18 protein-coding genes and 1 tRNA gene are annotated in these 22,305 nt (G+C 70.4%); 14 read left to right on the top strand and 5 right to left on the bottom strand.

Annotated elements, in window-relative coordinates:
- Positions 1 to 75: 75 nt before the first annotated feature.
- Entirely contained in the window at positions 76 to 3,693 is a 3,618-nt protein-coding gene (mfd, locus tag AC4FS2_RS08935) for a transcription-repair coupling factor (RefSeq protein ID WP_491151995.1), read from the top strand.
- A gap of 129 nt (positions 3,694 to 3,822) precedes the next feature.
- Here the strand turns inward: mfd and AC4FS2_RS08930 are convergent, their stop codons facing one another.
- Positions 3,823 to 6,492: a phosphoenolpyruvate carboxylase gene (locus AC4FS2_RS08930; protein WP_491151997.1), complete on the bottom strand. Its 2,670-nt coding sequence runs from the start codon at positions 6,490 to 6,492 to the stop codon at positions 3,823 to 3,825.
- Positions 6,493 to 6,546: 54 nt separating this feature from the next.
- Here AC4FS2_RS08930 and AC4FS2_RS08925 point away from each other — a divergent pair, with 54 nt between their 5' ends.
- The 10 genes from AC4FS2_RS08925 to AC4FS2_RS08880 all read left to right on the top strand — a co-directional run bounded on the left by AC4FS2_RS08925 (position 6,547) and on the right by AC4FS2_RS08880 (position 15,736).
- Positions 6,547 to 7,287: a nucleoside triphosphate pyrophosphohydrolase gene (locus tag AC4FS2_RS08925; protein WP_491151999.1), complete on the top strand. Its 741-nt coding sequence runs from the start codon at positions 6,547 to 6,549 to the stop codon at positions 7,285 to 7,287.
- 31 nt (positions 7,288 to 7,318) lie between these two features.
- Positions 7,319 to 8,572 carry a histidine--tRNA ligase gene (hisS, locus tag AC4FS2_RS08920; RefSeq protein WP_491177816.1) on the top strand — a complete coding sequence of 418 codons (1,254 nt, stop codon included), beginning with the start codon at positions 7,319 to 7,321 and terminating at the stop codon, positions 8,570 to 8,572.
- A 137-nt stretch (positions 8,573 to 8,709) separates the two neighbouring features.
- Entirely contained in the window at positions 8,710 to 9,762 is a 1,053-nt protein-coding gene (locus AC4FS2_RS08915) for a DUF1648 domain-containing protein (protein WP_491177082.1), read from the top strand.
- A complete protein-coding gene (locus AC4FS2_RS08910; protein ID WP_491152002.1) occupies positions 9,759 to 10,439 on the top strand; it encodes an O-methyltransferase in 681 nt (226 codons plus the stop codon). The genes AC4FS2_RS08915 and AC4FS2_RS08910 overlap by 4 nt, the downstream gene beginning before the upstream one ends.
- 93 nt (positions 10,440 to 10,532) lie before the next feature.
- Positions 10,533 to 11,813 (top strand): phosphopyruvate hydratase, encoded by a 1,281-nt coding sequence (eno, locus tag AC4FS2_RS08905; protein WP_491152004.1) that lies wholly within the window; start codon positions 10,533 to 10,535, stop codon positions 11,811 to 11,813.
- Positions 11,814 to 11,846: 33 nt separating this feature from the next.
- The gene (locus tag AC4FS2_RS08900; RefSeq protein WP_491152006.1) at positions 11,847 to 12,356 is read left to right on the top strand and encodes an FtsB family cell division protein; all 510 of its coding nucleotides are present in this window, start codon (positions 11,847 to 11,849) and stop codon (positions 12,354 to 12,356) included.
- A gap of 54 nt (positions 12,357 to 12,410) precedes the next feature.
- Entirely contained in the window at positions 12,411 to 12,929 is a 519-nt protein-coding gene (locus AC4FS2_RS08895) for a DUF501 domain-containing protein (protein WP_491177079.1), read from the top strand.
- Positions 12,926 to 14,197, top strand: coding sequence for a S8 family serine peptidase (locus AC4FS2_RS08890; RefSeq protein ID WP_491152010.1), 1,272 nt, complete (start codon positions 12,926 to 12,928; stop codon positions 14,195 to 14,197). The genes AC4FS2_RS08895 and AC4FS2_RS08890 overlap by 4 nt, the downstream gene beginning before the upstream one ends.
- Positions 14,198 to 14,223: 26 nt before the next feature.
- Complete coding sequence (locus AC4FS2_RS08885) at positions 14,224 to 15,633, top strand: NAD(P)/FAD-dependent oxidoreductase (protein ID WP_491155621.1); 1,410 nt, start codon at positions 14,224 to 14,226, stop codon at positions 15,631 to 15,633.
- Positions 15,634 to 15,660: 27 nt separating this feature from the next.
- Positions 15,661 to 15,736, top strand: a tRNA-Leu gene (locus AC4FS2_RS08880).
- A 358-nt stretch (positions 15,737 to 16,094) separates the two neighbouring features.
- Here AC4FS2_RS08880 and AC4FS2_RS08875 read toward each other — a convergent pair.
- The 4 genes from AC4FS2_RS08875 to AC4FS2_RS08860 form a co-directional block, all read right to left on the bottom strand.
- A complete protein-coding gene (locus AC4FS2_RS08875) occupies positions 16,095 to 17,297 on the bottom strand; it encodes an ice-binding family protein (RefSeq protein ID WP_491152012.1) in 1,203 nt (400 codons plus the stop codon).
- 127 nt (positions 17,298 to 17,424) lie between these two features.
- On the bottom strand, positions 17,425 to 17,709 hold the full coding sequence (locus AC4FS2_RS08870; protein WP_491152013.1) for a DUF6510 family protein: 285 nt from the start codon (positions 17,707 to 17,709) through the stop codon (positions 17,425 to 17,427).
- Positions 17,709 to 18,431, bottom strand: a complete 723-nt coding sequence (locus AC4FS2_RS08865; RefSeq protein WP_491152015.1) for an FAD-binding oxidoreductase — start codon at positions 18,429 to 18,431, stop codon at positions 17,709 to 17,711. Before AC4FS2_RS08865 ends, AC4FS2_RS08870 begins: the two co-directional genes overlap by 1 nt.
- A complete protein-coding gene (locus tag AC4FS2_RS08860) occupies positions 18,428 to 19,021 on the bottom strand; it encodes a sulfite oxidase-like oxidoreductase (protein ID WP_491152016.1) in 594 nt (197 codons plus the stop codon). The genes AC4FS2_RS08865 and AC4FS2_RS08860 overlap by 4 nt, the downstream gene beginning before the upstream one ends.
- A 104-nt stretch (positions 19,022 to 19,125) precedes the next feature.
- Between AC4FS2_RS08860 and AC4FS2_RS08855 the strand changes: the two genes are divergently transcribed.
- The 3 genes from AC4FS2_RS08855 to AC4FS2_RS08845 all read left to right on the top strand — a co-directional run bounded on the left by AC4FS2_RS08855 (position 19,126) and on the right by AC4FS2_RS08845 (position 22,303).
- Complete coding sequence (locus AC4FS2_RS08855) at positions 19,126 to 20,343, top strand: alanine racemase (protein WP_491152017.1); 1,218 nt, start codon at positions 19,126 to 19,128, stop codon at positions 20,341 to 20,343.
- Positions 20,340 to 21,650, top strand: a complete 1,311-nt coding sequence (locus AC4FS2_RS08850) for a D-arabinono-1,4-lactone oxidase (protein ID WP_491177076.1) — start codon at positions 20,340 to 20,342, stop codon at positions 21,648 to 21,650. The genes AC4FS2_RS08855 and AC4FS2_RS08850 overlap by 4 nt, the downstream gene beginning before the upstream one ends.
- Positions 21,651 to 21,733: 83 nt before the next feature.
- A complete protein-coding gene (locus AC4FS2_RS08845; protein ID WP_491152021.1) occupies positions 21,734 to 22,303 on the top strand; it encodes a LemA family protein in 570 nt (189 codons plus the stop codon).
- The last annotated feature ends 2 nt before the right edge of the window (positions 22,304 to 22,305 follow it).

Below are 22,305 nucleotides of genomic sequence, written 5' to 3'. Positions count from 1 at the left end.
CGGTCAGTCTAGGGCCGGCCTGGTACGCGGTCCATCGGCGACGCCGCCGTCGGTGGAGACCCGTAGACTTTTGCGGTGACAATTTCCGGGATCGTGCGCGCCCTCGAGCAGGCGGAGTCGTTCCAGGATGCAGCATCCGCCTCGGTCGCGGACGCCGAATACTCGCTCGTCGACGGCTTGGACGTGCCGGTCCTCGCCGGTCTGCTGGAGCGGCGCCGGTCGGCCGGCCTGCCTGCGGCCCTCCTCGTGGTCGCGCCCACCGGCCGCCGCGCCGAGTCGCTGGGCCCCGCACTGGCGGCCGTGCTCCCCGGTGCGGAGGTGCTGCACTTCCCCGCGTGGGAGACGCTTCCCCATGAGCGCCTGAGCCCCAGTCCCGAGACCATCGGGCGCCGGATCGACGTGCTCCGCCGGATCGCCGCCTGGGACGGCGCGGCTCCGCTGGTCGTGACCGCCTCGGTGCGCAGCGCGCTCCAGCCTCTGGCCGAAGGGCTCGGCGATGTCGCCGCGATCGATCTCACGGTGGGCGGTCGTGGGTACGATCTGGAATCCGTCGCGGTGCGCCTGGTCGAACTCGCCTACCACCGCGTCGACATGGTGTCGCGCCGCGGCGAGTTCGCGGTGCGGGGCGGCATCCTCGACGTCTTCCCCCCGAACGCCGACCACCCCCTGCGTATCGACTTCTTCGGTGACGAGGTCGACGAGATCCGTGCGTTCTCGGTCGCCGATCAGCGGTCGCTGCCGGGCGCGGTACCCGGGGTGTCCCTCATCCCCAGCCGGGAGCTCCTCCTCACCCCCGACGTGCGGGCACGGGCCGCGGAACTCCGAGACGACTTCCCCGGTCTTCGCTCCATGCTCGAGCGCATGTCGGCGGGGATCCCCACCGACGGCATGGAATCGCTCATGCCGATCCTCGTCGACTCCCTCGTCCCGCTCATCGGGTTCCTCCCGGAGCGGTCCGCGGTCGCGCTGGTCGATCCGGAACGTTCCGTTGCCCGCGCGCAGACGCTGGGGGAGACCAACCGCGAATTCCTGGATGCGGCGTGGTCGGCCGCGACCGCCGGTGCCCGCGTCCCGATCGATCTCGACGCCGGCGACTTCCTGACCCTGGCCGAACTGCGTGAGGCCACCCATGAGCACGGCGGCGTGTGGTGGAGCCTTTCCGCGTTCGATTCCGGCGCCGCCGATGCGTCGGCGGAGGGTCTGGATGTGGACACTGCGGCCGTCCGCATCCGCGGGGAGTCCGTGCCCTCGTTCCAGGGCAACGTCGAGGGCGCCACCGCGCACATCGGCGAGTTGCTTTCCGCGGGGTGGAGCGTCGTGGTCGCCGCCACCGGCGCCGGACTCGTGGATCGCGCCCGGGATGTGCTCGCCGAACGAGGCGCCGCCGCTCGGCGCGTGGACAACGTGCTGCACGCCCCGGAGCCCGGGGTCGCGCATCTCGTCGTCGCTCCGCTGGAGCGCGGTTTCCAGCTCCCCGAGGTGCGGTTGGCGGTTCTCACCGAGAGCGAGTTCTACGGCCGCACCATCGGCAGCGACGCGCGCGTGGTGAAGAAGCTCGCCTCGCGGCGGCGCAACGTCGTCGACCCCCTGCAGCTGAAGCCGGGCGACTTCGTCGTGCATGCGACGCACGGCATCGGCCGGTTCGTCGAACTGTCTCAGCGCGAGGTGTCCAGCGGCGGCCGCAACCCGGTCAAGACCACGCGCGAGTACGTGGTCCTCGAATACGCGCCCTCCAAGCGCGGCTACCCCGGTGACAAGCTCTTCGTGCCGACCGATCAGCTGGACCTGCTCTCCAAGTACGTCGGCGGCGAGGCGCCGACGCTGTCCAAGATGGGCGGCAGCGACTGGGCGCAGGCGAAGGGGCGCGCGCGAAAGGCTGTCCGCGACATCGCGGTGGAGCTGGTGAAGCTCTACTCGGCGCGCATGGCGTCCAAGGGTCACGCGTTCGGTCCCGACACCCCCTGGCAGCGGGAGCTCGAGGAGGCGTTCCCCTTCGCCGAGACGCCCGATCAGCTGCAGACCATCGACGAGATCAAGGCCGACATGGAGAAGCCGATCCCGATGGACCGGCTGCTGTCGGGCGACGTCGGATTCGGCAAGACCGAGGTGGCCGTCCGTGCGGCGTTCAAGGCCATCCAGGACGGCAAACAGGTCGCAATGCTCGTCCCCACGACCCTGCTGGTCAAACAGCACACCGAGACGTTCACCGAGCGCTTCGCCGGGTTCCCGGTGAAGGTGCGCGCGCTGTCGCGGTTCCAGAGCGACAAGGAAGCCCGCGAGGTCCTCGCCGGCCTCACCGACGGCACCGTGGACATGCTGATCGGAACGCACCGCATCCTCACGGAGAAGGTGATCTTCAAAGACCTCGGGCTTCTGATCATCGACGAGGAGCAGCGTTTCGGTGTCGAGCACAAGGACGCGCTGAAGAAGCTCAAGAAGAACGTGGACATCCTCGCGATGAGCGCGACGCCGATCCCGCGCACTCTGGAGATGGCGGTGACCGGCATCCGTGAGATGTCGACGCTGCAGACCCCACCCGAGGACCGTCACCCGATCCTGTCGTACGTCGGGCCGCGCAACGAGAAGCAGATCGCCGCCGCCATCCGGCGGGAGCTGCTGCGCGAGGGCCAGGTCTTCTACGTGCACAACCGCGTGTCGTCGATCCAGCGGGTCGCCGCCGAGCTTGCGGAGCTCGTGCCGGAAGCGCGCGTCGCGGTCGCGCACGGGCAGATGGGCGAGCACGCCCTCGAGCAGGTCGTCGACGACTTCTGGGAGCGTCGCGCCGACGTGCTGGTGTGCACCACGATCGTGGAGACCGGGCTGGACATCTCCAACGCCAACACGATCGTGATCGACCGCGCCGACAAGTACGGACTGTCGCAGTTGCACCAGCTGCGAGGTCGCGTGGGGCGCGCGAGAGAGCGGGCGTACGCCTACTTCCTCTACGACGACACGAAGCCGCTGTCCGAGACCGCCGCCGACCGCCTGGAGACCATCGCGGTCAACAACGACCTGGGTAGCGGCATGCAGGTGGCGCTGAAAGACCTCGAGCTGCGCGGAGCGGGAAACCTCCTCGGCGCCGAGCAGGCGGGGCACATCGCCGGCGTCGGGTTCGACCTGTACTTGCGCATGATCGGTGAGGCGGTCGCGACCTTCCGCGGCGAGGAGACCGACGGACCCACGGAGTTGCGCCTGGAGCTGCCCGTCGACGCTCGCCTGCCGGAGACGTACATCGACAGCGAGCGGCTCCGCCTGGAGGCCTACCAGAAGCTCTCGGCCGCCGCATCCGCAACCGCCAAGGACGACGCCATCGACGCCGTCATCGACGAGCTGCGCGACCGCTACGGCGAACCGCCACGCGAGGTGGAGGGGCTCATCGCCGTGGCGAGGCTGCGCCGTCGTGCCGCGCGAGCGGGGCTGGCGGATGTCGTGGCCATGGGACCGAACCTGCGCCTGGCCCCGGCGAACCTGCCGGACTCGCTGCGCGTGCGCCTGCAGCGCCTGCACCCCAAGGCCAAGATCGTCGCCGGCGGAGAAGCGCTCGTGGTGCCGCTGCCGGGGGCCGATTCCGATGGCGACCTCATCGGCTGGGTCGCGCAGCTCCTCGACCAGCTCTTCCCCGAGCCGGCGCCCGCCGCGGCCGAGCCGTCCGGCGCCGCCGAGCCGGCTGCCGCCGCATCCGCCGCGTCCTGACCTGCTGGCCCGAGCTGACCTCACCTCACCTGCGCGCCGACACCGAAATCGAGGAGATCCCGCGGATCGAGGATGGATCCGGCCGGTCCGGTCCTCGATTCCCGAGATCTCCTCGAATTCGGGGGCGCGTCAGCCGGTGTTCTGCAGCCCGGCGGCGACCCCGCTGACCGAGAGCAGCAGGAGACGCTCCTGCTCGGGATCGCGCGGCGCGTCGGCAGCGGTATCCCGCAGCGTCCGCAGGGCGCGCAGCTGCAGCAGCGAGAGCGCGTCGACGTAGGGGCTTCGCATCTTCACCGCCCGCTGCAGGGTGGGCTTGGTCTCCAGGAGCTCGTCGCCGCCGGTGACGCGGATCACCCAGGAGCGGGTGAGGAACATCTCCGTCATCACGAGCTCGGCGAGGTCCGGGCGGTCGCCCAGGTCGAGGTAGCGGCGGGCGATGCGCGCATCGGCCTTCGCGAGGCTCATGGCCACGTTGTCCACGAGCGTGCGGAAGAGCGGCCACTCGCGATAGGCGGTGCGGAGGCGCTCTTCGTCGCCCACGGCCTCGAGGGCCGTGCCGAGGCCGAACCATCCGGCGAGGTTGATGCGAGCCTGGGTCCACGCGAACACCCATGGGATGGCGCGGAGGTCTTCGAGCGACTCCACCGACAGCCCACGGCGCGCGGGGCGTGACCCCAGCGCGAGGTGACCGATCTCTTCCATCGGGGTCACGCGCGCGAACCAGGGGGCGAAACCGGGCGCCTTCACCAGGGCGAAGAACCGGTCGCGGGATGCCGCGTCCATCGTGGCTGCCACGTCGGCGTAACGGTCGGCGGCGGCGCGGTTGTGTGCTTCGTTGGACGGGGCCGAGGCCATCAGCACGGCCGCGGCGACCTGGTCGATGTGCCGCATCGCGATCGCCGGATCACCGTAGCGAGCGAAGATCACTTCACCCTGCTCGGTGAGCTTGAAGCGCCCGTCGACGGAGTGCGGCGGCTGCGCGAGGATCGCCGAATTGGCCGGCCCTCCGCCCCGGCCGAGGGCGCCGCCGCGGCCATGGAACAGGGTCAGCTCGATGCCCGTGCGTTGCGCCCAGTCGGCGATCTCGGCCTGGGCCTCGTACAGCGCGAGGTTCGCCGCGACAGGCCCGACGTCCTTCGATGAGTCGGAGTACCCGAGCATGACCTCCAGGCGCCGGTCCGTCGCATCAAGTCTTGCCGCGAACGCGGGGTTCTCGACGATCTCGGCGAGGATCCCCGGCGCCGCCCGAAGGTCGGCGAACGTCTCGAACAACGGGATGACGTCGAGCACGGGCGGCGTCCCGCCTTCGCCGACCGCGTACGCGGCCAGGCGATGCACGGCCGCGAGGTCGTCGGCGGATCGCGTGAACGAGACGATGTAACGGCCGGCGGCGCGCGGACCGAAGCGCTCCTGGATGTAGGCGATCGCGCGGAAGACGTCGAGCACCTCTTCGGCCTGGTCGCTGGTTCGCCCCGCATCCAGGTCGGCCAGGACGCTCGCGTGCACCGCGGAATGCTGGCGCACCTCCAGCTCGGCGAGGTGGAAGCCGAACGTCTCGACCTGCCACACGAGCTGCTGCAGATGCCCGTACGCCTGGCGGGCCGCACCCGCGGCCAGGAGCGAGTCCTGAACGACGCGGAGGTCGGCGAGGAGGTGCTCGGGGTCGCGGTAGGCGCGGTCGGCGTCGCGTGTGCGGGTGGCCGCGATCTTGCGGGCCAGCAGCAGCAGGATGCGTCGGTGCGGCTCGTTGGGGGAGCGCTTCGCGATCTCATCCGCGGCATCCTCGTCGGCGGCACGGAGCCGTTGCCACAGGGTGAGGAGCGCAGCGCTCGGCGGGGTGGATGTCGCATCCAGGGTCAGCCCGCGGCCGACGCGCAGCGCGGTGCGTTCGAGCCCGCGAAGCACGTGCTCGCTCGCGATCGCCGCCGCCTTCCGGGTCACCGTGGCCGTGACGAACGGGTTGCCGTCGCGGTCACCGCCCACCCACGACCCCAGCCGCACGAAGGGGCGGACGATCGGCGCGCGGGCGCCGGCGGCATCCCCGTGCAGTGCGTCGTCGATGCGGCGGTACACGTGCGGGACGGCCGTGTACAGCGTTTCGTCGAAGACGCCCATGATCGAGCGCACCTCGTCCGTCGGCGACGGTTTCTCGGAGCGGAGCGGGGCTGTGCGCCACAGCACGTCGATCTCCTCGAGCATGCGGCGCTCGGCGCGTCGGCTCGCCGCGCCTCCCTCCGCCGCGCTGTCGTACCCGTCGAGCAGCTCCGAGAGGCGGCGGATGCTGCTGGACACGGCGCGGCGGCGCGCCTCGGTCGGGTGCGCGGTGAAGACGGGGTGGAAGCGGAGAGCCTGCAGACGACGGCGCGCCGCATCCTCGCCCACTTCCTCCGACAGCTGTGCGTACGCGGCGACGACAGAGTCGGACGCATCGGAGGAATCGGCGCTCCCGTCGCGTTCGCGGAGGACCCGGACGCGCTGGTGCTCTTCGGCGAGGTTCACGAGGTGGAAGTAGCACGTGAACGCCCGTGCGACCTCATCGGCGCGGGCGACGGTGAACCCGTCGGCGATCGCCGCCGCACGCGCGAACGCCTCGGATGTCTCGTCCGTGTACGCGTGGATCGTGGCCGTCCGCAGGCGCTCGACGTCCTCGAACAGTCCCGGCGACCCGCTTTCGCGGAGGACGCGTCCCAGGAGCGACCCGAGCAGGCGCACATCGGCCCGCATCTCTTCGGGGAGCTCCTGCCCGGCCTCGAAGCGGCCGACGAGGTCGAGAGCCTCGGTCTGGGAGAGTTCGTGCATCCCTCAAAGCTATCTCGCTGCCCGGAAGGCGGGGATCCTCGTATCGTGGCGGGCATGGCACTACCGGAGAATCGCGCGCCCGGCCACGACGGCGACGCGCTGCGCGAAGCGGCCGAGACGATGCGCGCCGTCCGCGACCGCTGCGTGTGGACGCAGCAGATCGATCATCGAGCCCTGGTTCCGTACCTCGTGGAGGAGAGCGCCGAGGTCATCGACGCCGTGGAGTCCGGCACGAGGGAGGAGCTCCGCGAGGAGCTCGGGGACCTGCTGTGGCAGGTGCTGTTCCACGCCGAGATCGCCTCGCGCGACGCCGAGGACCCGTTCGACATCGACGACGTGGCGCGAGGCTTGACGGAGAAGATGGTGCGGCGGCATCCGCATGTGTTCGGGGATGCGGTGGCCACCACCCCGGAGGAGGTGCTCGTGCACTGGAACGCGGCCAAGGCCGCGGAAAAGCAGGCACGCACGAGCGTGCTCGACGGGGTCTCCACGCACATGCCGTCTCTTGCGCTCGCGCAGAAGCTGATCGGCAAAGCCGCCCAGGTCGGCGTCGTGCCCGCGAGAAACGACGATCCGGACGAGAAACCCCGCGACGCGGTGCGTCTCGCCCGGAATGTGGTTTCTCGGCCGGGGAACGAGGCGGAGCTCGGTGACACGCTCCTCGCGCTCGTCGCCGACGCACGCGCGAACGGGTGGGACGCGGAGCGTGCGCTGCGCGAACGGCTGCGGATGTTGACCGACGACGTGCGCGCGGCCGAATCCGCCGCGGGCAGCGAGCCGGGCCTGGAAGAATAGCCGGGTGCCCTCCGTCACCCCGCCGCGCGGCATGCGCGATTTCCTGCCCGCCGAGAAGTCCCGTCGCGAGCGCGTGCTCGCCGTCATCCGGCAGCGCTACCGCGCGCACGGGTTCGACGAGATCGAGACGCCCGTTCTGGAGGAGTACGGTCGCCTGCACGCCGGCATCGGCGGCGACAACGAGAAGCTCGCCTTCAACATCCTCAAGCGGGGGCTGGACTCCGATGCGATCCGCGCCGCCGCCGACGACCCGGCGGCCCTCACGGACCTCGGACTCCGGTACGACCTCACCGTTCCGCTGGCGCGGTTCTACGCCACGCACCGCGGCGAGCTTCCCACGGTGTTCCGCGCCGTCCAGATCGCGCCGGTGTGGCGCGCGGAGCGGCCCCAGAAGGGCCGTTATCGCCAGTTCGTGCAGTGCGACATCGACATCATCGGGGACACCTCCGTGCGTGCCGAGGCCGAGCTCATCGTCGCGACGCTGGACGCCGTCGATGCGCTGGGGCTCGAGGGTGGTGTCGTGCGCGTGAATGACCGCCGCGCACTGGACGGGATGCTGGAAGGCTTCGGATTCGCCGCCGACGAGCGGCCGGGCGTGCTGATCACGATCGACAAGCTCGACAAGATCGGCCCCGACGGGGTCGTCGCGGAACTGACCGAGCGGGGTGCGCACCCGCCCGCCGTTGCGGCGTTCGCGGAGTTCCTGCGACGTCCGCAGCCTGCCGAAGAGCTTCCCTACGGCGAGCTCTCCATCCGCCGAGCCCTTCCCGAGGGTGCATCCGACGAGGTGGTGGCGCACCTCGCTGCCCTCGGCGATGCCGTCGCTGCCGCCCGCGGCGGCGATGTGCCGCTGACCTTCGACCCGTTCCTCGTCCGCGGCATGGGGTACTACACCGGCACGATCTTCGAGCTCGCTCATCCTTCGGTCTCGTATTCGCTCGGCGGGGGCGGCCGCTACGACGGCATGATCGGCCGGTTCCTCGGCCAGGACGTGCCCGCCGTCGGCTTCTCGATCGGCTTCGAGCGCATCGTCGACCTCGTCGCGGAAGGCGAGGATGCAGCATCCGCGGCCCTCGTCCTGGTCCACGACCGCGACGTGCCGGTCGCCGAGCTGGTCGCGCTGAAGTCGGCGCTCGTGGCCCAAGGCCGTCGCGTGCGCCTCGAGCGGCGGACGAAGAACCTCAAGGCGCTCCTCGAACGCGCCGCCGCCGACGGCTACACGGCCTTTGCGACGGCATCGGCGGGTGCGGCCGTGGACGATCTCGAGGTCAAGCCGCTCACCTGAGCCGCGCTGGCCGCGCTCGTGGCCCGCGCCGCGCCGACGGCACCGGCGCCGATCCGCTCGCCGCCCTGGTGCCCGGACTCGCCCCGGTCTCGGTGCCCCCGAGCGCCGCACGCCGCGCCGAAGGAAAGGAAGACCTCGTGACCCGCTCTGCAGCCCACCCCCGCCGCCGCTTCGTGCTCGTCGCCATCATCGCGCCGCTCGTCATCACCGTGGTCGCCGCGGCCGTGCAGGCGGCCCTGCTCCCGAGGCTGCCCGAGACTGTCGCGATCCACTGGAACGCCGCGGGCGAGCCGGACGGCTACGGACCGGCGTGGTCGTTCCCCGCCTTGACACTCGTGCTGGGGGTGGCGCTCGTGCTTCTCCTCGGCGGCATGGTGCTCGCCGGCGAGCGGGCCGCCACGCGGGGGCACGCGCGCACCGGGGTCGCCGGGGGTCAGCTGCGGTTCGTCGGTGCATTCCTGCTGGCCACGGTCGCCTTCCTGAGCGTCCTGGCGACGGCCCTCGCGGCGTTGCAGACCGACCCCGCTGCGCCGGATGCGCCGCCCCTCGGCCTCCCGCTGCTGGCGGGGCTCAGCGCCGGGGTCCTGGCCGCGATCGCCGGATGGTTCGCCCAGCCGCGTGCGCAGGACATCCCCGAGGAGGGCGTCGCGGTCGAGCCACTGCCGATCGCCGCGGACGAGAGCGCGGTGTGGGCGCGCACCGCCACGACGTCCCGCGGACCCGCTCTCCTACTCGTCGGCATCGCCGTGGCGGTGCTCGGCACGGGCGGGGGGCTCGTGGCCACCGGCAGCGGCGCGGCGGGGTGGGTCGTCCTCGCGACGGGCGTGCCGCTCGTGCTCCTGGTCATTGCGGTGCTCGCCCACCGCGTGGTCATCGACGACACCGGGCTCGTCGTCCGGAGCATGGTCGGCGTGCCACGCTGGCATGTCGCATCGAGCGACATCCGGGCGGCCCGCGTCGTCTTCGTCAACGCGATGGGCGAGTTCGGCGGGTGGGGCTGGCGCTGGACGCCCGGGCGCTTCGGCATCGTCACCCGCAGTGGCGAGGCGATCCAGATCACCCGCCAGGACGGGCGGCAGTTCGTCGTGACCGTCGACGACGCCGCCACCGGTGCCGCCCTGCTCCAAGCGCTCGTCGAGCGGCGCGCGGGCTTGACCGGGCGCGGCGGCGTGGGAAGTCTGGAGGCATGACCGGACCCACCTCCGACACCTGGACGCACGTCGACGCTTACCTCACCGACACTCTCGTGGGGCACGACCCCGACCTGGAGGAGGCCATCGCCGACCAGGAGGCCGCCGGCCTCCCCGCGATCGAGGTCGCCCCGCTCAACGGAAAGCTGCTGCACCTGCTGGCCCGGCTGGCCGGCGCGCGGCGGGTGCTGGAGATCGGCACCCTCGGCGCCTACTCGACGATCTGGCTCGCGCGCGCGCTGCCGGACGACGGCCGGGTGATCAGCATCGAGGCCGAGCCGCGCAATGCGGCCGTGGCACGGGCGAACCTGGAACGTGCGGGGGTCGCCGAGCGCGTCGAGGTGCGGGAGGGGCGAGCCGCCGACGTGCTGCCCACCCTGGCGGATGAGGCGCCCTTCGATCTCGTCTTCATCGACGCCGACAAGGAGTCCAACACGATCTATCTCGACTGGGCCGCACGCCTGGGGCGCCCAGGCACCGTCGTCATGGTCGACAACGTCGTGCGCTCGGGGAAGGTCGCAGACCTCACCGACAAGGGATCGCAGATCGAGGGGGTCCGCCGCGGTCTCGAGATGCTGGGCACTGATGCGCGCTTCGACGCCACGGCGCTGCAGACCCTGGATCGGAAGGGGTGGGACGGCGTCGCCATCGCTCTCCTGACCGACGCCGCATCTTGAGGCCCGCTGTGGCGCAGCGCCTGCATCACTAGACTCGACCGCGGACCGACGACGCTCCGCAAACCTCACCCCCGAACCTTTAGGGAGTCCTTCGTGGCACTTATCGAGGCTGTCAACGCGCGCGAGATTCTTGATTCGCGCGGAAACCCGACCGTCGAGGTGGAGGTGCTGCTGGATGACGGCATCGTCCAGCGCGCGGCCGTCCCGTCCGGAGCATCCACCGGTGCGTTCGAGGCGTACGAACTGCGAGACGGCGACAAGCGCCGCTACGGCGGCAAGGGCGTCCTGAAGGCCGTCGCCGCGGTGATCGATGAGCTCGGCCCGGCGCTGGAGGGCGTCGAAGCCAGTGAGCAGCGCATCGTCGACGAGATCCTCATCGAGACGGACGGCACCGAGAACAAGTCGCGCTCCGGTGCGAACGCGATCCTCGGCGTGAGCCTCGCGGTGGCCAAGGCGGCCGCCGACAGCGCCGACCTGCCGTTGTTCCGCTACCTCGGCGGCCCCAACGCGCACCTCCTCCCGGTGCCGCTGTTCAACGTCATCAACGGCGGCGAGCACGCCGACAACGGCATCGACATGCAGGAGTTCTTCCTTGCGCCCATCGGCGCCTCGAGCTTCTCCGAGGCACTGCGCTGGGGCACCGAGGTGTACCACGTGCTCAAGGGTGAGCTGAAGGCCGCCGGTTACGCGACGGGCCTCGGCGACGAGGGCGGTTTCGCCCCCGACCTGCCCAGCAACCGCGAGGGGCTGGAGTTCCTCGTCCGCGCCATCGAGAAGGCCGGCTTCACCCCGGGCACCGAGATCTCGCTGGGTCTGGATGTGGCGGCCACCGAGTTCTTCTCCGACGGTGTGTACCGCCTGGACAACAGGGACTGGACCGCCGAGCAGCTGACCGACTACTACGTCGAGCTCGTCGACGCGTTCCCGATCGTCACCATCGAGGACGCGCTCGCGGAGGATGACTGGGACAACTGGACCGCGCTGACCGAAAGGCTCGGTAAGAGGGTGCAGCTGGTCGGTGACGATCTGTTCGTGACCAACCCCCAGCGCCTCGCCGAAGGAATCCGACGAGGAGCGGCCAACTCCCTGCTGGTCAAGGTGAACCAGATCGGCACGCTCTCCGAGACGCTCGATGCCATCGACCTGGCCCACCGCTCGGGCTACACCACGATGCTGTCGCACCGTTCGGGGGAGACCGAGGACACCACGATCGCCGACCTGGCCGTCGCTGTGAACTCGGGACAGATCAAGAGCGGCGCGCCCGCTCGCAGCGAGCGGGTCGCGAAATACAATCAGCTTCTGCGTATCGAGGAAGAACTGGGCGACGCGGCGGAATTCGCCGGTCGTTCGGCGTTCCCGCGCTACACCGCGTAAGCAAGAGCGAAGCGTCAACGAGAGGGGGGAACTGTGCCTCGAGGACAGGTTCCCCCCTCTCGCACGTCGGCGCCGGCACCGGAGCGTGTCGACGTCCGGGCCTGGCTGGGCGGCATCCGCCTGTCGGGGTTCATGGTCATCATGCTCGGGCTCGTGGTGCTGGCCGCCTTCGTGCTGGTGCCCACCGTCGGCACCTATGTCGACCAGCGTCAGCAGATCGCGGCTCTCCGGCAAGCGGTCGAGGTCGGAGAGCAGGAGGTCGCCGACCTCGAGGCGCAGCGGGAACGCTGGACCGACCCGGCTTACATCACGACGCAGGCGCGGGAGCGCCTGTACTACGTGCGCCCGGGCGAGGTGGTGTACCTCGTCGACAACGACCTGCCCGCAGCCGAACTGCCACAGGAGGAGGGGGCTGTCAGCGACGAGGTCGCCCAGACCCGCACCGACTGGATGTCGCAGCTCGTCCGCTCCGTGGCGACCGCCGGGCTCGCGCGCACGGCGGCGCCCACCATCGGCGTACCTCTGCCGGCACCGACCCCGTGACCTCGCGAGGCAGGGACCAGCACCCTTGCAGCCGGGAACGGTAGCCTGGCGGGGATGAGCACCCCCCCTCTGCCGCCCGCATCCGACGCCGATCTCGCCGTGCTGCGCGAGCAACTCGGACGCCCCGCCCGCGATGTCGTCGGCATCGCAGCACGCTGTGTGTGCGGCAACCCGGTGGTCGTCGCCACCGCGCCGCGCCTCGCGGACGGGTCGCCGTTTCCGACGTTCTACTACCTGACCCACCCCGGTGCGACCTCGGCGATGTCGGCGCTGGAAGCCGACCATGTGATGCGCGAACTCAGCGACGACCTCGACGCCGAGGAAGACCTGCGCGCGGCCTATCACCGCGCTCACGAGGCGTACCTGCGCGACCGTGCCGCGTACGGCGAACCCGAGGAGATCGCCGGCATCTCCGCCGGGGGGATGCCGACGCGGGTGAAATGCCTGCATGCCCTCGCCGGCCACGCCCTCGCGGCCGGACCGGGGGTCAACCCCATCGGGGATTTCGCCCTGGAGCGTTCGTCCTGGTCGCCGCAGCGCTGCACCTGCGCCTCGCCGGGAGCTGCGGGGTGAAGAAGCTCGCCGCAGCCGTGGCTGCGTTCGTCCTGACGGGAACCCTCATCGGTGCAGCATCGGTGCCGGAGGATCCGACGGATCCGGTGCGCGCGGGGGAGTATTGGCTCGACCAGTACGGCGTCCGTGAGGCGTGGAAGACCACGCGGGGAGCGGGGGTCCGCATCGCCGTGATCGACACGGGTGTCGGGCGTACTCCGGTCGAGTTCGCCGGCGTTGTGGACGGAACGGATATGTCGGAGCTCGGCAGCCCCGACGGACGCGAGCCGATCGGCGGGACCAACGCGAACCACGGCAGCTGGGTGGCCTCCCTCGCCGGCGCCCGCGGGACGGGCGAGGGCCGGGGCATGATCGGTGTGGCACCCGAGGCCGAGCTCTTGTCGATCTCGATCGACATCGCCGGGCGCTCGGTTCCGGTGAAGGACCAGATCGCCGGTGCCATCCGTTGGGCGGTGGACAACGGCGCGGATGTCATCAACATGTCGCTCACGACCAACACCCTCGAGTGGGATCCGTCGTGGGATGACGCTTTTCTGTACGCGTTCGACCACGATGTCGTCATCGTCGTGGCCGCGGGAAACCGCGGCAGCGGCACCACCCGCGTCGGTGCCCCCGCGACGATCCCTGGCGTACTGACCGTGGGCGGGGTCGATCCCACCGGTACCGCGAGCGTCGACGCCTCCACCCAGGGCATCACCATCGGCGTCTCCGCCCCCAGCGAGCGACTCATCGGCGTGTCGGCCGACGGTTCTCTCGTGCAGTGGAACGGAACGAGCGGCGCGGCGCCGATCGTCGCAGGGATCGCCGCGCTTGTGCGGGCAGCGCATCCCACCCTCGATGCCAACAACGTTCTGAACCGCCTCATCAGCACGGCCACCCCCGCGGTGGGGGCCGGCTCCCACCCGGACGTGCTGTACGGATACGGGCTCGTGAACGCCGCGGCGGCGGTGACGGCGAGCGTTCCGTCCGTGGACGCGAACCCCGTCGGCGACCTCCGGGAGTGGATCCGTCTGTACCGCCGGGCCGACGCCGAGCCGGCGCCGCAGCCCACCGTCGGGCCGGTCGTCGTGCCGCCCCTCGCCGAGGCGGATGAGGCGTCACCGGCCGGTCATCCGCTCCTTCCGAGCGAGGAGACGCTGCGCTATGGGAGCCTTCCGCTCGCGGCGGGTACCGTGGCGTCTATAATGATTGTGCTCGGCTTCAGCGCTGCCGCCCGGCGCATTCGATTGGCACGCGAGTCTCGCACGCCGAGCCGCCCACCCACTTAGGAGTTCCTTCCACCGTGACCAGCACCGTGCCAAAAATCCTCATCGTCGGTGGCGGATACGCAGGCTTTTACACCGCGTGGAAGTTGGAGAAGCAGCTTCGCCGTGGAGAGGCGGAGGTCACGATCGTTGACCCGCTGCCCTACATGACCTATCAGCCGTTCCTGCCCGAGGTCGCCGCCGGCTCCATCGAGGCGCGTCATGCCGTCGTGCCGCTGCGTCGTCACCTCAAGCGGACAACCGTCCTCGCCGCCAAGGTGACGGGAATCGACCATGCGCACAAGGTCGCCACGCTCACCCCGATCGCGGGCGAACCGTGGCAGCAGGAATACGACCAGATCGTCGTCACCGCCGGCGCGGTCTCGCGCACTTTCCCGATCCCGGGTATCGCCGACAACGCGATCGGCTTGAAGACCATCGAAGAGGCCGTGGCCGTCCGCGATCTCATGTTGTCCAACTTCGACAAGGCGTCCGTCCTTCCCCCCGGCCCCGCCCGGGAGCGACTGCTGACCGTCGTCGTGGTCGGCGGCGGGTTCGCAGGCATCGAGGCCATCGCCGAGCTGCGCTCGTTCGCCTCCTCCCTGCTGAAGTTCTACCCGCAGGTCTCCTTCGAGGAGACGCACTTCCACCTCGTCGAGGCGATGGGTCGCATCATGCCCGAGGTGTCGCTGAAGACCAGCGAGTGGGTGCTGAAAGACCTCGCCAAGCGCGGCGCCTACGTGCACCTCGACACGCAGGTCACCGGAGCCGTCGACGGCAACGTCGAGCTGTCCACCGGAGAGATCATTCCCACCGACATCATCGTGTGGACCGCCGGCGTCATGGCGAACCCCACGGTGGTCCGTGGCAGCGACCTCCCCGTCGAGGAGCGCGGCCGTATCCGCACGCGTCCCGACCTGCGCGTCGGGACGGCCGAAGAGGCCGTCGAAGGTGCCTGGGCCGCCGGCGATGTCTCGGCCGTTCCCGATCTCACCGGCGGAGGCGTGGGGGGATTCTGTGTTCCCAACGCCCAGCATGCCGTTCGTCAGGGCAAGCTCCTCGCGAAGAACATCACGGCGGTCCTCCGCGGCGAAGAGCCCAAGGAGTACTACCACAAGAACCTCGGCGCGGTTGCGGGCCTGGGCCTGTACAACGGCGTCTTCCAGTCGGGCAACCTCGCCATCAAGGGCATCCTGGCGTGGGTCGCGCACCGCGGCTACCACGGCCTGGCCATGCCGACGTGGGAGCGCAAGTGGCGCGTCCTGTGGGGCTGGTGGAACAACCTGTGGCTCGGCCGCGACATCGTGAACCTCGAGGCCGTGCAGACCCCGCGCTACGTCTTCGAGGAGTTCGCAGCTCGTCCGCGCCCGCAGCAGCCCGCTGCCGCTGTCGAGGAGAAGAAGCCCGCTGCGAAGACCGCGAAGCCCGCCAAGAGCGAGAAGCTCGCCGCCCAGGGCTGAGCGCTAACGTGGGAGCGGGCACGTCCCGCCCCCGTAGCCCAATGGCAGAGGCAAGCGACTTAAAATCGCCACAGTGTGGGTTCGAGTCCCACCGGGGGTACCATCCCGCCGCGGAGTATCAAGCATCCTGGCCCTCATCGACTTCGGTCGGTGGGGGCCTTTCGCACTCCCCGATCTCAGACGAGGTGCGCACGTCCCTGGAACGCCCGTGAAGCGTCACCGCGCGCACCTCGACTGATGCTCGATCCCTACGGAAGCCGGTCCCCAAAGTCCGGCCAGCTTCGATTGTGGACGGCACCCCCGACATCGGACCAGCGTCGGAAGTCCCGGGAACAAGGTCCCCCTGGCTTCTCCCGCCGCAGCTGGCCGCGCGAACCGCGGGGGATCGTTCCCGTGACGTCAGGAACCCCCGCCGGCCGCGAGCCGACGGGGGTTTCGTGATTTCGTGTCAGTGGCGCCTTCTACGTGGAGAGGCGTCGACGGAGGGAGAACAGCACGAACGCGGCGCCGGTGACGAGCAGCAGCACGCCGGCGACCGGTGAGAGCGCGTTGCCTCCCGACGCGGCCAATTCGCCCGGGTTCTCCGCACCGGTCGCGGGGAGGCCGGCGGTGCCCGAGGGTGGCACCGGCGCCACGATGGGAGCCGGGGGCGCCACGGTGATCTCGTAGATCGCGCTCGCGTCCGGTGATTGGGCGTTACCGGCGGTCACGGTGAAGGTGCTCGATCCCGGGGTGGTGGGGGTGCCGGAGATGACGCCGGTCGTGCTGTCCAGGCTGAGCCCGGCCGGGAGGCTCCCTTGGGTGACGGTGAACGTCGGTGAAGGCGTGCCTTCCGCTGTGACGGTGAACGAGTAGGGCGTGCCGGCGGTGGCGTCCGTGGGCTCACCGGAGGTGATCTCCGGGGCGGGTGTGTCGGACACGGTTCCCGGCGTACACCCGGTCGCCGGGGTGATTACGTTCGACTGCAGCGTGACAGCGCCGTTCAGGGCGATCAACCGACCGGCGATGGTCGCGTCGGTGTTCGCCGTGATCGACGTATTGGCGAGGACAGTGCCCTCGAATGCGGCGCCTGTGCCGATCGTGGCGGACGAGCCGACCTGCCAGAACACATTGCAGGAGGACGCGCCGCCGGTGAAGAGGATGTTGGCGCCCGAACCGATGGTCAGAGTGGAGGAGGCCTGGAAGACCCATACGGAGCTGGCACTTCCGGCCAGAGTGAGGTTGCCGCCGGACAGTGCCAGCGCTCCGCCCGTGTACACCCCCGGTGCGAGGCTCTGACCGGCCAGCTCGCCCATCCCCAACCGGGTCGGGGAGAGGGAAGCGGCGACGTTGTACGCCGTGAGGGCGTCCGCTTGCGCCTGCGCAGCTTCCGTATCGGTCTGGTAGGTCTCGCCATCCACCTCTCCGCCGGTAGGCGCACCGGTGAATCCCGTAAGCGAGGTGCCCGGTGACACGCCGAGGTCACCGTTGATGACGGTGGGGCCGGTGTTGGTGACGCCGGTGGCTCCGAGGACGCCGTAACTCTCGGCCGTGCCGAGGTCGATGGGGCCGCTGATGACGGTCGCCGCAGACGCGGCTGTAGAGATACCGAAAGTGGCTGCTACGGCCAACCCGAGGGTGGCTGCGAGCGCGAAAAAGGGACGTGGCGAGATCGTGCTGGCCATGGGGGGATGCCTGCCTGGGAGGAAGAAGCGCATTGGGGGCATCGTTGACACCCGCGCGCTCCCACCATATCCCGACCACCCTGAGTGGGTCGGTCACACGCCGATCGCGCGTGTCGACGAGGGTGCGTCAGGAGGGGAAGCGGAGGTCGAGCGTGCCGATGCGGACGATCAGGCCGTCGTCGTCCGCCAGGAGCGAGAACAGGGTATGCGTACACCCGCGGCAGCGCACCAGCGCCGACCGCGGCTCGCGCTCGACCACCGTCTCGGCGAGGACGAACTGATCCCCGCAGTGGCCGCACGTCAGGGCGAGCATCGTCGGATCGACAGCGAGAGAGGTCCCCAGCATCCCCGCCAGCGCGTTGCCGTCGACGACGCGAACCGGACCACTGGGTGCAGGGTGAGAAGGGGTCATCAGGTGCCTCCGAATCGCTCGGTGCGAACCCGCGCCGGATCGTGACCGAGCTGCACGAGGGCGGATGCGGCGGCTTCGACGAAGCCTGTCGGGCCGCAGACGAACACCGAGGGTGACGTCTCGGACGACGCGGTGTGCGCGCGCAAGACGTCGGGGGTGACCCGCCCGACCCGTCCCGGCCATCCCGGAGGGCCGGAGCGCGTGTAGACCCACGTGACGGGGATGCCCGCCGCATCCAGCCTTGCGACCTCGCCGCGGTACATCGCGTCTTCGGGCGTCCGCACCGAGTACAGCAGCCGGAATGGAGCGGAAGAGGGGGACGCCGCGCGAGCGCGGGCCATCGCCAGCAACGGCACGATGCCCGACCCGCCCGCGATGAGCTGGACGGGGGAGGGGTCGTCGTCGTGCCAGACGAAGAATCCGCCGAGCGGACCCATGATCTCCAGCTCGTCACCGGGCTGCACGTCCCGCACGAGATAGGGGGACACCTCTCCGTCCGGCACCTCGTCGATCGCGATCTCGACGTCTTCGCCCGGCCCGGAGGACGCGATCGAATACGACCGCACGGCCTGGTAGCCGTCCTCGGCGGTGAGGCGCAGGTCGAGATGCTGCCCGGGGAGGTTCCCCGGCCAGCCGGGGACGTGCACGCGGAGGATCCGCGCCGTCGGGGTCGCCTGCTCGATCTGTGCGATCCGCGCCGGCGACCACCCGCGCACCGTCACCAATAGCGCTCCTCGCGCCAGGGATCGCCGTGGAGGTGGTAGCCGTTCTGTTCCCAGAACCCGGGGTCGTCGTGGTCCTGCATCGTGAGGCCCCGCACCCACTTCGCGCTCTTCCAGAAGTACAGGTGCGGCACCAACAGACGGGCGGGCCCCCCATGCTCCGGATCGAGCGGCTCGCCGCCGAACTCGAAGGCGATCCAGGCCTTGCCGTCCGTGAGGTCCTCCAGCGGCACGTTCGTCGTGTACCCGCCGTAGGAGTGGGCCATCGCATATTCGAGGTCGGTGTCCACCTCAGCCAGGAGGGTATCGAGGGACACCCCGCGCCACGAGGTGCCGAACTTGGACCAGCGCGTCACGCAGTGGATGTCGGTGCTGACGTCCTCGATCGGAAGGGCCATGAACTCGTCCCACGTCCACGTGCGGGAGACCCCGTGCTCGTTGCGGATCGTGAACGCCCACTCCGCCGTGTCGATGCGCGGCGTCGGGCCTGCCGAGAGGACGGGGAAATCCCCCGTGAGGTACTGGCCCGGTGGCAGGGCGGGGTCGGATTCGCGCCGACGGGCGCCGAAACCTCGCGAGAATACGGCCATGGAAACCTCCCGGATCGGGGGTGAGGAGAGCCTTGTGGCACAGCGTAGGGGATGAATCCGGCTCCGCTCTAGGCTGTCTTCATGTGTGGGCTGCGGAACGCCTCGTGACTCTCGACCTTCTGGGCGGTCGGTCATCGGCTGACGCGGGATCGGCGCACTGGGCCGCGATCGATGCCGCCACCGCGTCCCTCCCCGCTCCCGTCGCCGTCATCTCGCTCGAGGCCCTCCGCTACAACGCCGCAGACCTGCTCGTGCGCGCCGGCGGGGTGCCGATCCGGGTGGCCAGCAAGTCGGTGCGTGTCCGCGGCCTGCTCGACGCCGTACTGGCGCTTCCCGGATATCGCGGCATCCTCGCCTTCACGCTTGCCGAAGCGCTGTGGCTCGCCGGCAACCACGACGACATCGTTCTGGGTTACCCGGTCGCCGACCGCCCCGCCCTCGCGGCGCTCGGCGCGGATGAGCGGGCCGCGGCACGGATCACCCTCATGGTCGATGACGTCGCCCACCTCGATATCGTCGATGCGGTCGCCGCACCCGGTTCCCGCGCGGAGATCCGCGTGGCGATCGACGTGGATGCCTCCTGGCGCGGTCCGCTCGGTCACATCGGCGTCCGCCGGTCGCCGCTCCATCACCCGGCAGAGGTCGTGCAGCTCGCCCGTCGCATCGCGGCCCGGCCCGGCTTCCGCCTCGTCGGTCTCATGATGTACGAGGCGCAGGTGGCCGGGCAGCCCGACGCCGTGGGCGCCGGCGACCGGGTGATCCGGTGGATGCAGCGGCGATCCGTCGCTGAGCTCGCGGAGCGGCGCGCGATCGTGGTCAGCGATGTCCGCGAGATCGCCGACCTCGAGTTCGTCAACGGCGGCGGCACCGGATCGCTGGAGCGCACCGTCGCGGAGCCGGCCGTCACCGAGGTGACCGCCGGTTCGGGGCTCCTCGCCGGGCACCTGTTCGACGGGTATCAGGCGTTCTCTCCCGCCCCCGCAGCCGCCTTCGGGCTCGACGTGGTGCGCAAGCCCCTGCCCGACATCGCCACGGTGCTCGGCGGAGGGTGGATCGCCTCCGGGCCCCCGCTGGCCTCACGCCAGCCGCTGCCGGCGTGGCCGGCCGGCTTGCGCCCGCTCGGGCGTGAAGCGGCGGGAGAGGTGCAGACGCCGTTGCAGGGTGCCGCGGCTCGACAGCTCGCCATCGGAGACCGGGTGTGGTTCCGTCATGCCAAGAGCGGAGAGCTCGCCGAGCGCGTCGACCGGTATCACCTGGTGGAGAGCGGTGCGGTGCGCGGCGACCTCCCCACCTACCGCGGCGAGGGCCGGGCGTTCCTGTGACCCGGCCCGGCGGGATCTGGCGCAACTGGGCGCGTAATCACTCGGCGCGCCCCGCCCGCGTGGAATACCCGTCCAGCGTGGAGGCCGTGCGCCGTGCGGTCACGGCCGCCGCCGCACGGTCCCTGCGGTTGAAGGCCGTGGGCGCCGGCCACAGCTTCTCCGGGATCGCCGTCGCCCCGGACGTTCTCGTCGACCTGTCCGACCTCCGGGGGGTCGTGGCGGTCGACCGCGAGCGCGCCCGGGTGACGCTGCGGGCGGGAACGCGCCTCTGGGAGATCCCGGGCCTCCTCGCCCCCTACGGCCTGGCGATGCCGAACCTCGGCGACATCGACCGGCAGACCATCGCCGGCGCCATCTCCACGGGAACCCACGGCACCGGGCTGCGTTTCGGCGGTATCTCGACGCAGGTGGTCGGGGTCACCCTCGTTCCCGGGGACGGCTCGCTGCTGACGGTCGATGAGACCTCCGAGCCTGCGCTGCTTCCGGCCGTCGCCGTGGGGCTCGGGGCACTCGGTGTGCTCGTCGAGGTGACGCTGCAGTGCGTTCCGGCGTTTCTCCTGGAGGCCGTGGAACGGCCGGAGCCCCTCGAGGAGACCCTGCGGGGCATCGGGGAGCGGGTGGAGGCCGACCACTTCGAGTTCTACTGGTTCCCCGGCACCGACGTGGCGGTCACCAAGACCAACACGCGCCTGCCCGAGCACGGGGTGCGCCGACCGATGCCGGCCGCACGCCGGTGGGTGGATGAGACGTTCCTCGCCAACGGCGTCTACCGCATGACGTGTGCGGCCGGGGCCATGGTTCCCGCCGTCGTGCCGCCCGTCGCTCGGATCGCCGGGCAGACGTTCGGCAACCGCACCTACGTCGACCACTCGGCACGGGTTTTCACCCAGCGCCGCACGGTGCGCTTTCGCGAGTCGGAGTACGCGGTGCCCCTCGAACGGCTCGTGCCGGCGTTCCGCGACATCCAGAACCTCATCGCCGAGCGTCGCTGGCGGATCTCCTTTCCCGTCGAGGTGCGCGTCGCGCCGGCGGATGATCGGTGGTTGTCGACGGCGTACGGCCGGGACAGCGCGTATCTGGCGGTGCACCGCTACTGGCGAGAAGACCCCAGCGAGTACTTCGCCGCGGTGGAAGACCTGATGGTGGCACACGGGGGCCGGCCGCACTGGGGCAAGGAGCACGGGCTGGACGCCGACGAGCTCCGCGCCCGCTACCCGCGGTTCCCCGAGTTCATCGCCGTCCGTGATCGGCTCGACCCGGCGCGCGTCTTCTCCAACGCCTACCTGGACCGTGTCCTGGGTGGGTAACGACTGGGAGATGGGAACTCGGCCAGGAACGGGTGGCGCGCCCCCATTAGGATGAGGGGCACTCATCGAACGGAGACTTGGACATGTGGGAATGGCTCATCCCTGTCCTGATCGTGGTCGCGATCATTGTGATCGCCGGCATTTACCTCTGGGCGACGTATAACTCGCTCGTGCAGTTGAATGTCCGCGTCGACGAAGCGTGGAGCGACATCACCGTGCAGCTCAAACGCCGCGCTGATCTCCTCCCGAACCTCATAGAGACGGTCAAGGGGTACGCGGCGCACGAGAAGGCCGTGTTCGAGAATGTGACCCGCGCGCGTGCCGAGACGCTGTCGGCGGGCGGGCCCGCCGAGGCCGGTCTCGCCGAAGGGCACATGCAGCAGGCGCTGAAGTCGATCTTCGCGGTCGCGGAGGCCTATCCCCAGCTCCAGGCGAGCCAGAACTTCCTGCAGCTGCAGCAGTCGATCGTCGACACCGAGGACAAGATCCAGGCGTCTCGCCGCTTCTACAACGGCGGCGTGCGGGAGCTCAACACCAAGATCAAGGTGTTCCCGAACAACCTCTTCGCGCGGAACCTCGGCTTCTCCGAGCGGGAGTTCTTCGAGGTCGTCGACGGGGCTGCCATCTCCGAGCCCCCGCGCGTTCAGTTCTGATC

The organism is Microbacterium sp. Z10_103 (assembly GCF_058310455.1).
This window is presented reverse-complemented; position numbering and strand designations above follow the sequence as displayed.

Bases quoted from the DNA above. Each gene is read 5' to 3' on its own strand.
- AC4FS2_RS08930 (WP_491151997.1), bottom strand. From the start codon at position 6,492: ATGCACGAACTCTCCCAGACCGAGGCTCTCGACCTCGTCGGCCGCTTC.
- AC4FS2_RS08925 (WP_491151999.1), top strand. From the start codon at position 6,547: ATGGCACTACCGGAGAATCGCGCGCCCGGCCACGACGGCGACGCGCTG.
- hisS (WP_491177816.1), top strand. From the start codon at position 7,319: ATGCGCGATTTCCTGCCCGCCGAGAAGTCCCGTCGCGAGCGCGTGCTC.
- AC4FS2_RS08910 (WP_491152002.1), top strand. From the start codon at position 9,759: ATGACCGGACCCACCTCCGACACCTGGACGCACGTCGACGCTTACCTC.
- AC4FS2_RS08895 (WP_491177079.1), top strand. From the start codon at position 12,411: ATGAGCACCCCCCCTCTGCCGCCCGCATCCGACGCCGATCTCGCCGTG.
- AC4FS2_RS08875 (WP_491152012.1), bottom strand. From the start codon at position 17,297: ATGGCCAGCACGATCTCGCCACGTCCCTTTTTCGCGCTCGCAGCCACC.
- AC4FS2_RS08870 (WP_491152013.1), bottom strand. From the start codon at position 17,709: ATGACCCCTTCTCACCCTGCACCCAGTGGTCCGGTTCGCGTCGTCGAC.
- AC4FS2_RS08860 (WP_491152016.1), bottom strand. From the start codon at position 19,021: ATGGCCGTATTCTCGCGAGGTTTCGGCGCCCGTCGGCGCGAATCCGAC.
- AC4FS2_RS08845 (WP_491152021.1), top strand. From the start codon at position 21,734: ATGTGGGAATGGCTCATCCCTGTCCTGATCGTGGTCGCGATCATTGTG.